11 protein-coding genes are annotated in these 11,475 nt (G+C 64.0%); 3 read left to right on the forward strand and 8 right to left on the reverse strand.

Going from position 1 to position 11,475, the window contains the following annotated elements:
* Window positions 1-290: 290 nt before the first annotated feature.
* The gene (locus NKJ15_RS28770) at window positions 291-1,088 is read right to left on the reverse strand and encodes a transporter substrate-binding domain-containing protein (protein WP_031212709.1); all 798 of its coding nucleotides are present in this window, start codon (window positions 1,086-1,088) and stop codon (window positions 291-293) included.
* 262 nt (window positions 1,089-1,350) lie between these two features.
* Window positions 1,351-1,890, reverse strand: a complete 540-nt coding sequence (gene rplS, locus NKJ15_RS28775; protein WP_254817835.1) for a 50S ribosomal protein L19 — start codon at window positions 1,888-1,890, stop codon at window positions 1,351-1,353.
* Window positions 1,891-2,257: 367 nt separating this feature from the next.
* On the opposite strand from rplS, the gene NKJ15_RS28780 reads away from it, so the two are divergent.
* Window positions 2,258-3,010, forward strand: coding sequence for a sulfite exporter TauE/SafE family protein (locus tag NKJ15_RS28780; protein WP_352819188.1), 753 nt, complete (start codon window positions 2,258-2,260; stop codon window positions 3,008-3,010).
* Here NKJ15_RS28780 and trmD read toward each other — a convergent pair.
* Both trmD and rimM read right to left on the reverse strand, forming a co-directional pair.
* Window positions 2,992-3,690 (reverse strand): tRNA (guanosine(37)-N1)-methyltransferase TrmD, encoded by a 699-nt coding sequence (gene trmD, locus NKJ15_RS28785; protein WP_352685327.1) that lies wholly within the window; start codon window positions 3,688-3,690, stop codon window positions 2,992-2,994. The genes NKJ15_RS28780 and trmD overlap by 19 nt on opposite strands.
* On the reverse strand, window positions 3,687-4,286 hold the full coding sequence (gene rimM / locus NKJ15_RS28790) for a ribosome maturation factor RimM (RefSeq protein ID WP_352819189.1): 600 nt from the start codon (window positions 4,284-4,286) through the stop codon (window positions 3,687-3,689). Before rimM ends, trmD begins: the two co-directional genes overlap by 4 nt.
* A 115-nt stretch (window positions 4,287-4,401) precedes the next feature.
* Here rimM and NKJ15_RS28795 point away from each other — a divergent pair, with 115 nt between their 5' ends.
* Together NKJ15_RS28795 and NKJ15_RS28800 are read left to right on the forward strand one after the other, a co-directional pair.
* Window positions 4,402-5,340: a tyrosine recombinase XerC gene (locus NKJ15_RS28795; RefSeq protein ID WP_352685329.1), complete on the forward strand. Its 939-nt coding sequence runs from the start codon at window positions 4,402-4,404 to the stop codon at window positions 5,338-5,340.
* A gap of 85 nt (window positions 5,341-5,425) precedes the next feature.
* A complete protein-coding gene (locus NKJ15_RS28800) occupies window positions 5,426-6,493 on the forward strand; it encodes a TraB/GumN family protein (RefSeq protein ID WP_352767378.1) in 1,068 nt (355 codons plus the stop codon).
* A gap of 927 nt (window positions 6,494-7,420) precedes the next feature.
* On the opposite strand, the gene lpdA is transcribed toward NKJ15_RS28800, so the two are convergent.
* The 4 genes from lpdA to odhB are packed head-to-tail and all read right to left on the reverse strand — an operon-like array spanning window position 7,421 to window position 11,450.
* Window positions 7,421-8,827 carry a dihydrolipoyl dehydrogenase gene (lpdA, locus tag NKJ15_RS28805; RefSeq protein WP_352819190.1) on the reverse strand — a complete coding sequence of 469 codons (1,407 nt, stop codon included), beginning with the start codon at window positions 8,825-8,827 and terminating at the stop codon, window positions 7,421-7,423.
* Between the two features lie 18 nt (window positions 8,828-8,845).
* Window positions 8,846-9,601 carry an SDR family oxidoreductase gene (locus NKJ15_RS28810; protein WP_352819191.1) on the reverse strand — a complete coding sequence of 252 codons (756 nt, stop codon included), beginning with the start codon at window positions 9,599-9,601 and terminating at the stop codon, window positions 8,846-8,848.
* Entirely contained in the window at window positions 9,598-10,125 is a 528-nt protein-coding gene (locus NKJ15_RS28815) for a hypothetical protein (RefSeq protein ID WP_352819192.1), read from the reverse strand. Before NKJ15_RS28815 ends, NKJ15_RS28810 begins: the two co-directional genes overlap by 4 nt.
* Before the next feature lie 23 nt (window positions 10,126-10,148).
* Entirely contained in the window at window positions 10,149-11,450 is a 1,302-nt protein-coding gene (gene odhB, locus NKJ15_RS28820) for a 2-oxoglutarate dehydrogenase complex dihydrolipoyllysine-residue succinyltransferase (RefSeq protein ID WP_352470805.1), read from the reverse strand.
* Window positions 11,451-11,475 lie beyond the last annotated feature (25 nt).

Here is an 11,475-nt window from a genome sequence, read left to right on the forward strand (position 1 = left end):
ATCAGAAAATCCAAACCATCGACCTCAACCTCGTCGAGAGATAGCATGGAGCACTGTTCGCGATGTCCTCGCACACCTGTTCGCGATGTCTCCGGTCCAAACAGGGGGGAGATCGGCAGCTTTGACCTCGCGGCCCGTTCTGCAACACTGAAAATTGGCGAAAGCCGATGCGAAATCCGATCTCCCCCCTTGAGGGGGAGATGTCCGGCAGGACAGAGGGGGGTGTACGAGCGCAGAGTCAGCGCGAGTTCCCGCGCACAATCGTCATGAAATGCGCGCAACAAGCGGGCCTACTGCCCCATCTTGTAATCAAGGAACCACTTCTTGTTGAGCGCGTCGAGCGTACCGTCTGCCTTGAGCGCGGCGATTGCCGCGTTGACCGGCTTCACCAGGTCGGAGCCCTTGGGGAAGATGAAGCCGAAATCCTCGGTGCCGAGTGGGCCGCCGATCAGCTTAAGGCCGCCATTGGACGCATCGACATAGCCCTTGCCGGCAGTGCCGTCGGTGAGCACGACGTCGACGTCGCCGGCCTTCAGCGCCTGCACCGTCGCGCCGAATGTCTCGAACAGCTTGATGCGCGGGTTCTGCTCGTTGCCGTCGAGCACGCTGTAGACGGCGGTGTAGAAGGGCGTGGTGCCGGCCTGCGCGCCGATCAGCCCGTCCTTGAAGGCGGCGAACGTCTTTGCATCGGTGAAGCGCTTCTCGTCGCCGCGCACCAGCATGAACTGTTCCGAGCGCATATACGGATCGGAGAAATCGACCTTCTGCTTGCGGTCGTCCTTGATGGTGATGCCGGTCATGCCGATGTTGTACTGATTGTCGGAAACCGCCTGGATCATCGCGTCCCAGGAGGTATTCTGGTACTCGACCTTGAAATTCAGCCGTTTGGCGATCTCGTTCATCGCGTCATATTCCCAACCGATCTGCTTGCCGGTCTTGGCATCGATGAACTGCAGCGGCGGATAGGCGTTTTCGGTCACCACCACCACTTTCTTGCCGCCGAGGTCGGGCAGAGCCTGCGCCAGAGCCGCGACAGGCACGAGAAGGCAAGCCAGCAGGCCGGCCAGCAGCAGTTTCGAATTGATCATGACGATGCTCCCCAGGAACTGAACCGCCTCGATCGGCCGAGGCATGCAGGAAATCCGGCGCCGACTTTAGCTTTCCGCCGGCGCCTTGCAAGCCGCTCCGATGCGGCGTTCGGCACGAAAATGGATTTCAATGCTTTCAACGGCGGCATTACGGAACGATCCGTATCGATTGCGGCCGATGCAGCCCGGCAAAATAGAATCCGCCTCGCGAAACAAAAAGGCGGCCGAAGCCGCCTTTCCGAAAATACGTTCTTGAAGAGCCTTATTCGGCGGCAGCTGCTTCCGCGGCCTTGGCGGCCTCGTCGGCGGCCTTCTTCTCGGCGGCGTCCTGCGCGGCCTTCTCGGCGGCCAGCGCCTGGGCGGCGGCCACTTTCTCGGCCTCGATGCGCGCCTTCTCGGCGTTCAGCGCATCGCGCTCTTCGTCGTTCAGCTTGCGGGCGCGCACGCCGGTGTTTTCCGAAATGCGGGCCGATTTGCCGCGACGGTCACGCAAATAGTACAGCTTGGCGCGACGCACCTTGCCGCGGCGCACGATCTCGACGCCTTCGACCATCGGTGAATAGACCGGGAACACCCGCTCCACGCCTTCGCCGTAGGAGATCTTGCGGACGGTGAAGTTTTCCTGGAAGCCGGCGCCGGCGCGGGCGATGACGACGCCCTCATAGGCCTGGACGCGGGTGCGGGTGCCTTCGGTCACACGGACCTGGACGCGCACGGTATCGCCGGGCTGGAATTCGGGGAGCTTGCGCTTGGCTTCGATCTTGGCGGCCTGCTCGGCCTCGAGCTGACGGAGGATGTCCATCTCAATAATCCACTTCTTGTTCTTCCGACAGTCAGAGCGTCCGACACTCGCCTTGCAGTCGCATCGACCGCTCGGCTATGCCCTTCGTTCGAGAACTTCTGTTCGAGAACATCGGGCAGGGGCGACTACACCGTCATTGTTGACGGGCCAGAAGATCGCTCTTGGCATATTTTCTTCCGGTTCGGCGCGCACATACAGCTATTTCGGCGCTTTGTCACGCCTTCGCTGTTTCTTTTTTGGCGCTGTTTCTTTTTGGCTGAGGCCGCTGTGGCAATCCCGTGATCGCTTGTGGTCCAGGGGGTTGCGCCCACGCGTCAAGCTTCCTAAGCCGGAAGATAAGCATTTTCCTCCAGCGACGGCACCCCTCATGCCAATCTTGGACGCGGTCCTGCTCTTTCTCGCCGGTTTTCTATCAGGCGCGGTCAATGCCGTTGCCGGCGGCGGCACGTTCATAACCTTTGGCGCCATGACCCTGGCCGGCCTGCCGCCGATCGTCGCCAATGCGACATCGTCGGTGACGCAATTTCCTGGCTACATCACCTCGACGCTCGCCTATTGGCACGACATCAAGCATTTCTGGCGTGGCGCACTGCTGCTCAGCCTCATTTCGGCTCTCGGTGCGCTGTCTGGCGCGCTCATCCTTCTAGGGCTCGACAACCCGTCGTTCCGCGCCTTGGTGCCGTGGCTGCTGCTGGCGGCAACCGCATTGTTCGCTGCCGGGCCATGGCTGAAGCCGGCGCCCAAGCCGGAGCATGAGGCCGCGGTAGGTTCGCTGGTCGGGTCGCTGGCGCAGTTCGCCACCGCCGTCTATGGCGGCTTCTTCGGCGCCGGCATGGGCGTCATGATGCTGGCGACGCTCGGTCTCACCCAGTCCGGCGACTATCACCGGCTGAACGCATTGAAGAACATGCTGGCCGTGGTCATTGCTGCGGTTGCCATCCTCGTCTTCGTCTCGGGCGGCGTCATTGCCTGGCTGCAGGCGATCATCATGATCCCGGGTGGCGCGCTGGGTGGCTATGCCGGCGTCTGGATCGCCAGGCGCGTGCCGCAGAACGCGGTGTGCGGCTTCGTCATCGCCGTCGGCCTGTTCCTGGCTTTCTACTATTTCGATAAGGGCTGAGCGGCTGACAGATCCGGGCGTCGCTCCTTCGTCAGCCTCTCCGCTTCGGCCCGCCGCCACGCCGCGATCTTCCTGTGATTGCCCGAAATCAGCACTTCGGGGATCGGCCGCCCCTCGAATTCCTGCGGCCGTGTGTAATGCGGATGTTCGAGCAGGCCGTTTTCAAAGCTCTCTTCCTCGCCCGATTCCGCATTGCCCATGACGCCGGGCAGCAGGCGCACCACGGCGTCGAGCAGCACCAGTGCCGCCGGCTCGCCGCCGGACAGGATGAAGTCGCCGATCGAAACTTCTTCGAGGCCGCGCGCCTCGATGACCCGCTGGTCGACGCCTTCGAAGCGGCCGCAGACGATCACCGCACCCGGCCCAGCGGCGAGTTCGCGCACGCGTGCCTGGTTCAGCGGCTTGCCGCGCGGGCTCATCAGCAGGCGCGGACGTGGATCGGCTGCCGGCGAGGCATGGTCAATGGCGCTGGCCAGCACGTCTGCCCGCATCACCATGCCGGCGCCGCCGCCGGCCGGCGTGTCATCGACGGTACGGTGACGATCGCTGGCAAAGTCGCGGATCTGGATCGTTTCGAGCGACCAAATGCCGGTCTCGAGGGCGCGGCCGGCCAGCGACAGGCCAAGCGCGCCGGGAAACATCTCGGGATAGAGCGTCAGCACCGAAGCCGAAAAACTCACCGGTTGCCTCCGGCGTCCCTCGGCCCGCGCGGCCTGCCCCTGGGGTCGAAACCGTCGTCAGCGGGAGGCTCGCCGTCCTCATCCTCGACCAAACCTGCGGCGGCTGGATCAACGCGGACAAAGCCGCCGGCGATCGACACTTCCGGAACGGCGGCCTGCGTGAACGGGATGAGCACGCCCTTGCGCCCCGCCAGCGTCACGTCGAGAATGTCGCCGCCGCCGAAATTGTGCACGGCGACGACCTTGCCGACGACCGCACCGGTGTCGTCCTTGACCTCCAGTCCGACGAGGTCGGCATGGTAGAATTCATCCTCTTCGCCCTCATCGGGCAACACCGAACGATCGACGAACAATTCGGTGCCGGCCAGCGCCTCGGCGGCATTGCGGTCGTTGACGCCTTTGAAGCGCACCACCACCACGGTGTTGGCGGGCCTGATGTCAACGATCTGGAAGGCGCGGCCGTCCTTGGCGTAGAGGGGACCGTAATCGGCCAGCGCCAGCGGGTCGCCGGTAAAGCTCTTGACGCGCAATTCGCCCTTGATGCCGTGCGCGGCACCGATCACGGCCATCTGGACGGGGTTTTGCGGCTTGCTCATCTGCGGAAAATCCTTTGCTTTGCTCTAACCCCAGCCCGTCGTCATTTCAATGACGCCGCTCTTCACCGCTTCCTAACCCGCGTGCCGGAAGATGGCGGGGAACTGGAAGAGTGCAATGCAGGAATTCCTCATATCGGCAAAACCCGACCTGCAGGCGGCGCGCGAGGCCTGGCTGAAGATGCTGGCGCGCGAACGCCGGCTGTCGCCCGAAACCGTCGAGGCTTATGAGCGCGACACACGCCAGTTCCTGCATTTCCTGACCGGCCATTGCGGCGGCTCGCCCGGCATTTCCGACATCGCCGATCTGCGCCCCGCCGATTTGCGCGGCTTTCTCGCTGCCCGCCGTGCCGAGGGCGCCGGCGCCCGTACGCTCGGGCGCGGGCTGGCCGGCATCCGCTCGCTGTTGCGTTTCCTGGAAAGGCGCGGCCTCGCCAATGCGGCAGGTGCGACAGCCTTGCGCGCGCCGCGGCAGCCGAAATCGCTGCCCAAGCCGCTGACCGCAAGCGATGCAAAACACGTCGTCTCGGTGGAAGGCCAACTGGCGGAGGAGCCGTGGATTGCCGCGCGCAACGCCGCCGTGCTGACCCTGCTCTATGGGTCCGGTTTGCGGATTTCCGAGGCGCTCGGCCTGTCGGGCGCCGATCTTTCCTCACCTGGTGATACCGTGCTGCGCGTCACCGGCAAGGGTGGCAAGACCCGGCTGGTGCCGGTGCTGCCGGTGGCGCTGCGGGCGATTGCCGAATACCGCCGCTTGTGTCCCTGGCATCTCGATCCCAAGGGCCTGCTGTTTCGCGGTGCCCGCGGCGGCCCACTCAACCCGGCAATCGTCCAGCGCGACATGGCCAAGCTGCGCTCGGCGCTCAACCTGCCCGACACGGCGACGCCGCATGCGCTGCGCCATTCCTTCGCCACGCATCTGCTAGGGCGCGGCGGCGACCTGCGCACCATCCAGGAGTTGCTCGGCCACGCCAGCCTGTCGACAACCCAGATATACACCGGCGTCGACACCGCCAGGCTGCTCGAGATTTACGAAGCAGCTCATCCTCGTGCGTGATCGATGCATGTGTCGGTGGCCATCTCGCAACAATTTTGATGCGCCGGTTAACCGTTTTGCCGCTTTTTGCGCCTAGAACCGCAGCATGAAACGCCTCATCGCCATCGCCGACCGCGCGACCCATGTGTCGCTGAAGCTGCTCGTCGCGCTGAACGCCCTGTTTTTCCTCTCTTTCCTCATCGTCGCGCTGCTCGCGGCGGGCAAGGCACGCGCCGAGACTTCGGCCTGCACCGGTAGCGATATGCTGAGCGCGCTGCAAAAGGACGACCCGGCTGCCTACCGCAAGATCGAGGCGGAGGCGGCAGCGACGCCGAACGGCAAGGGCCTGCTGTGGAAGCTCGAAAAATCGGGCGAAAAACCGTCCTTCCTGTTCGGCACCATGCACGTTACCGACCCGCGCGTCACCACGCTGCCACCCGCCGCGCAGAAGGCATTCGATGCGGCTGGCACCGTCATCATCGAGACCACCGAAGTGCTCGACAAGCAGAAGATGATGGCAGCAATGCTGAAAGAGCCGGATCTGATGATGTTCACCGACAAGACGACGCTTTCGTCGCTGCTGTCGCCGGAGGATGCGGCGGTGGTCAACAAGGCGCTCGATGCGCGTGGCATCCCGCCAGCGACCGTCGCCAAGATGAAACCCTGGTTGCTGTCGGCGATGGTGGCGCTACCTGCATGCGAAGTAGCCCGCCAGGCTGGCGGTGCGCCGGTGCTCGACGTCAAGCTTGCCAAGGACGCCGAGGCTTCGGGCAAATCGGTCGAGGGGCTGGAGACAATCGCCGACCAGCTGCGCGCCATGGCTTCGCTGCCGATCGCCTTTCACCTGAAGGGGCTGGTCGATACGCTGAAGCTTGGCGACAAGGTGAACGACGTCAACGAAACCATGATCGTGCTTTACCGGCGTGGCGACACTGGCATGTATGTACCGCTGTTTCGGGCTGTCGTCCCCGAACAGGTCGACGACCAATCGGGTTACGCCGAATTCGAGCAGACCATGATCACCAGCCGCAACAAGGTGATGGTCGATCGTGCAGCGCCGATCCTCGCCCACGGCAATGTCTTCATGGCGGTCGGCGCCATGCACCTTCCCGGAGCGCAAGGCTTGGTCGAGGGTTTCCGCAAGACCGGCTATACGGTGACCGCCGTCAACTGAACGACACGGCGGAGTTGCACACCGAATCATTGCCGAGGCGGGATCAGCCCTTACGCGTGGCGCGCCGGCGGATCAGCCGCGCTTCGTGCCAAGAAACCGAAAAAGGTTCGGTTTGGCTCGATCGAACCCATTTTGCGGTGGAAATGCATGCCTGCGAGCGATTCCGGATCAGAATTGCCCTGTTTTCGGCGTTTTCAACGCCTAATGTGAAACCGATTCAACGATTGTACGTTGATGGCTATTACTTGATGTTTTTCATCCACGGAGGACACTTTTATGGCGAACACACCCAATCCGAACGACCCATTCACCTCGCCGGGCTCCGCACGGCCAAGCGGCGGCGGCAGCGGCTGGCTGATTGCCCTGGTCGTCGTTATCCTGGCAATTGTCGCCTATTATGTTTTTGGAAGACGTAGCGAGGCACCTGCGCCTGCCGAACCGCCCGCAGCCAGCACACCAGCTCCGGCCCCAGCGCCCGCCGAGCCGATGAAACCAGCCGAACCGGCTCCTGCGCCAGCTCCGGCAACACCCGCTCCGGCTCCGGCTCCGGCCCCGGCAACACCGGCTCCGGCCCCTGCGCCAGCCCCGGCACCAGCACCAGCGCCGGCACCGGCACCGGCTCAGTAATCAGACTGCTGATTTAATATATGAACGGTCCGCTGAAAGGCGGGCCGTTTTTTTGGGGAGCAGCCGTCGATGCTCTGAGCTGCGATTAGCCATGGGCCAACTTCATCTTCGTCATCCAGCGCGGAGCAGGAGCGAAGCGACATCGCGGAGACCCTGGAATCCATCTGCGGTTGAGAATGGAAGCCGTCTGTGGTGATCCTTCGCGCCCCTCTCTGTCCTGCCGGACATCTCCCCACTTGGGGCCACTTGGGGGAGATTGGCTATTTCGCCAATCGCCACCGTCGCCTGCGATTCAACCGCTCAGATATGGATCGGCTTGAAGAACGTCGCCAATGCCGCCTCCTTTACCGCTTCCGACATTGTCGGATGGGCGTGACAGGTGCGGGCTAGGTCTTCCGACGAGCCGCCAAATTCCATCAGCACGGCCGCCTCGTGGATCATCTCGCCGGCGCCGAAGCCGACGATGTGGACGCCGAGTACACGGTCGCTGGCCTTGTCGGCCAGGATTTTCACAAAGCCGTCGGTGTGCAGCATGGCGCGCGCGCGGCCATTGGCGCTGAACGGGAATTTTCCGGCCTTGTAGTCGATGCCGGCTTTCTTCAATTCTTCTTCGGTCTTGCCGATCGTGGCGATTTCCGGCGTGGTGTAGACGACGCTCGGAATCACGTCATAGTTCACATGACCGGCCTGGCCGGCGATGGTCTCGGCCACCGCCACGCCCTCGTCTTCGGCCTTGTGGGCAAGCATCGGCCCGGCGATGACATCGCCGATGGCGTAGATGCCGGGCACGTTGGTCCTGAGATGGCCGTCGGTCTTGACCCGGCCGCGCTCGTCGACGTCGACGCCGGCCTCCTTCAGCCCGAGAGCGTCCGAATAGGCCCGTCGTCCCGTCGCAATCAGCACCGCGTCCGCCTCGATCGTCTCGGCTGCTCCGCCCTTGACCGGCTCGAAGGTAACCGTCGCCCCCTTCTTGGCCTTGGCGACGCCGGTCACCTTGGCGCCCAGCCTGAATTCAAAGCCCTGCTTCGACAGCAGGCGCTGGAACTGCTTGGAGACCTCGCCATCCATGCCGCCCAGGATGGTGTCGAGGAACTCGACCACGGTGACCTTGGCGCCGAGCCGCGCCCATACCGAGCCGAGCTCCAGACCGATGACACCACCGCCGACCACCACCAGATGGCCCGGCACCTTGTCCAGCGACAGCGCGCCGGTCGACGAGACGATCACCTTCTCATCGAAATCGACCTTGACGCCGGGAATGCCGGCGACGTCGGAGCCGGTGGCGATGACGATGTTCTTGGTCTCGATCTCCTCGACCTTGCCGTCATCGGAGGTCACCGACACCTTGCCGGCCGCAACCACCTTGCCGGTGGCACGAAAACTGTCGATCTTGTTCTTCTTGAACAGGAAGGCGACGCCATTGACGTTGGCCGTCACCGTCGCATCCTTGTGTGCCATCATCTTCCCAAGGTTGAGCTTGGGCGCGCCGATCTCGACGCCGAGCGCCTCGAAGGAATGGCCGGCCTCGGCAAACATCTCGGACGCATGCAGCAGCGCCTTTGACGGGATGCAGCCGATGTTGAGGCAGGTACCGCCGAAGGTCGGGTTCTTTTCGACCACCGCCGTCTTCAGACCGAGCTGCGCCGCCTTGATAGCACAGACATAGCCGCCTGGTCCCGATCCGATGATAACGACGTCATAGGCCATGATACTGTCCCTTTTGCTTTAGCGGCCGCCGCCGATTTCCAGATTGGCGCCGGTTGTGTAGGACGCCTCGTCCGACAGCAGCCAGAGAATTGCGGCTGCGACTTCCTCGGCGGTGCCGACGCGCTGCATGGGCACCACCTTGCGCATTCTCTCGGCCCGATCCGGCTGACCGCCGGAGGCATGAATTTCGGTGTCGATGATGCCCGGGCTGACCGCGTTGACACGAATGCCTTCGCCGGCCACTTCGCGGGCAAGCCCGACGGTGAAGGAATCAACCGCGCCCTTGGAGGCGGCGTAGTCGACATATTGACCCGGCCCGCCAAGCCTTGCCGCGATCGAAGAAACATTGGCGATGGCACCACCCTTGCCGCCATGCCTGGTCGACATCCGCTTCACCGCCTCGCGGGCGCAAAGCATCGGCGCGATCACATTGATGCGTATCATGCGCTCCAGCCTCGCAGCGCTCAGCTCGTCGACGCGCGCGCTCTGGTCGACCACGCCGGCATTGTTGACGAGCGCGTCGAGCCGACCGAAACGGGCATCGACAGCCTCGAACATGGCCAACACGTCCGTCTCGCTGCCGACATCGCCCTTGACCGCAAAGGCTTCTCCGCCAGCAGCCTCGATGTCGGCGACCACCGTTTCGGCGGCTTTTGCATTCGACATGTAATTGACCGCAATGCGATAGCCGGCCCTGGCGGCAAGCCTGCATGTAGCGGCGCCGATGCCGCGGCTGCCGCCGGTCACCAGCAGGATCTTTCCGCTCGCGCTCATTCCTGACATCCTTTCAGGGCAAAGACGTCCCAGGGCACCTTGGAAAAGCCGTTGGCGCCGTAGGCCGCCGACATCTGCAACGACGCTCCCAGATCGGGCAGGATCAGCTTCTTCGGCGCATCCTTTCCTTCGCCCGGCAGCAACGCGATATTGCCCTGGTCGTCGGCAGTGTAGATGACGCCCTCCCACACGGTGCAGGCGGCGAGCTCGTCGCCGGTGACGTCGCCGGCCGGGCATTTGTACATCAGCGTGCCATGCGGCCGCGCCGCGCTCTCGGTCCACATGACGATGCCGTCGAGCACGACGCCGTTGTCGAGCACCATCTTGAAGCTGTTGGTGACGGCGGCCAACTCGCCGGTCGGCCTGAAATCGATCTCGGCGGCGTTCTCAGGATCGCCATGGACGGCGAGCTCGAGCGGGCAGGCGGCGAGGGCCGCGGAGACCGTCTGCACGCCGAGTGCGCAGATTGTGACAAACAAACCGGACCGGAAACGAGACGAACTCATCCGGCGGCGCAGATCCATGCTCCGGCTCACGTCGGCCGCCCCTAGAGGTCGAGCACCAGCCGCTCAGGATCCTCCAGGCTTTCCTTGACCCGCACCAGGAAGGTCACCGCTTCCTTGCCGTCGACGATGCGGTGGTCGTAGGACAGCGCCAGATACATCATCGGCCGGATGACGATCTGGCCGCCGACCACCACCGGCCGCTCCTGGATCTTGTGCATGCCCAAAATGCCCGACTGCGGCGCATTGAGGATCGGCGTCGACATCAGCGACCCGTAAACGCCACCGTTGGAAATCGTGAACGTGCCGCCTTGCATATCGGCGACCGACAGCTTGCCGTCGCGCGCCGCAAGCCCCAGCCTGCCGATGTCCTTCTCGATTTCGGCGATCGACATCTGGTCGGCATTGCGCACAACCGGCACGACAAGGCCTTTCTCTGTACCGACGGCAACGCCGATATGAGCGTAGTTCTTGAAGATGATATCGGTGCCGTCGATCTCGGCATTGACCGACGGGATCTCCTTCAGCGCATGGGTGACGGCCTTGGTGAAGAAGCCCATGAAGCCGAGCTTCACGCCGTGCTTCTTCTCGAACACGTCCTTGTATTTGCCCCTCAGCGCCATCACCGCGCTCATGTCGACCTCGTTGAATGTGGTCAGCATGGCGGCGGTCGATTGCGCTTCCTTGAGGCGGCGCGCGATCGTCTGGCGCAGCTTGGTCATGCGCACGCGCTCCTCGCGCGACGCATCGTCGGCCGGGGACGGCGCGCGCGCGGCAACGGGTGCCGGTACAGGCGCTGCCTTCGGCATTTCGGCCGGCTGCGACGGCGCGCCCCTGGCGATAAGGTCGAGCACGTCGCCTTTCAGCACCTGGCCGCGCTTGCCCGAGCCCGACACCTGGTCGACCGCGAGATTGTGCTCGGCCAGCAGCTTTGCCGCCGACGGCGCCGGCGGCATTGTGCGCGTCTCGATCGCGCCGGCGTCGCCGGCGATCTTGGCCGTCTCGGCAGCGGCCTGCTTGACGCTCGAGGCTGCGGTGGGAGCCGAGGCCTGCGATACCGCATCCTGTTTGTCCGCCGGAGCGGCGGCGGCATTGGCTGCCGCGCCGGCGCCCGCCGAAATCGTGCCGAGCAGTGCGCCGACGCCGACCGTCTCGCCTTCCTTGACGGCGATCTCGGCGAGCGTGCCCGCGGCGGCGGCCGGCACTTCCACCGTCACCTTGTCGGTTTCGAGTTCGACCAGCGGCTCATCGGCGGCGATCGCGTCGCCGACCTTCTTGAACCATTTGCCGATGGTCGCCTCGGTGACGGATTCACCAAGTGTCGGGACGCGGATTTCGGTTGCCATTGTGCCTGTCCGTTTCTTTCGGTTC

Origin of the sequence: Mesorhizobium sp. M0207 (assembly GCF_040321995.1) — a bacterium.
In the GTDB taxonomy this organism is placed as follows: domain Bacteria; phylum Pseudomonadota; class Alphaproteobacteria; order Rhizobiales; family Rhizobiaceae; genus Mesorhizobium.

Bases quoted from the DNA above. Each gene is read 5' to 3' on its own strand.
- NKJ15_RS28770 (WP_031212709.1), bottom strand. From the start codon at position 1,088: ATGATCAATTCGAAACTGCTGCTGGCCGGCCTGCTGGCTTGCCTTCTC.
- rplS (WP_254817835.1), bottom strand. From the start codon at position 1,890: ATGGACATCCTCCGTCAGCTCGAGGCCGAGCAGGCCGCCAAGATCGAA.
- NKJ15_RS28780 (WP_352819188.1), top strand. From the start codon at position 2,258: ATGCCAATCTTGGACGCGGTCCTGCTCTTTCTCGCCGGTTTTCTATCA.
- rimM (WP_352819189.1), bottom strand. From the start codon at position 4,286: ATGAGCAAGCCGCAAAACCCCGTCCAGATGGCCGTGATCGGTGCCGCG.
- NKJ15_RS28795 (WP_352685329.1), top strand. From the start codon at position 4,402: ATGCAGGAATTCCTCATATCGGCAAAACCCGACCTGCAGGCGGCGCGC.
- NKJ15_RS28800 (WP_352767378.1), top strand. From the start codon at position 5,426: ATGAAACGCCTCATCGCCATCGCCGACCGCGCGACCCATGTGTCGCTG.
- lpdA (WP_352819190.1), bottom strand. From the start codon at position 8,827: ATGGCCTATGACGTCGTTATCATCGGATCGGGACCAGGCGGCTATGTC.
- NKJ15_RS28810 (WP_352819191.1), bottom strand. From the start codon at position 9,601: ATGAGCGCGAGCGGAAAGATCCTGCTGGTGACCGGCGGCAGCCGCGGC.
- NKJ15_RS28815 (WP_352819192.1), bottom strand. From the start codon at position 10,125: ATGGATCTGCGCCGCCGGATGAGTTCGTCTCGTTTCCGGTCCGGTTTG.
- odhB (WP_352470805.1), bottom strand. From the start codon at position 11,450: ATGGCAACCGAAATCCGCGTCCCGACACTTGGTGAATCCGTCACCGAG.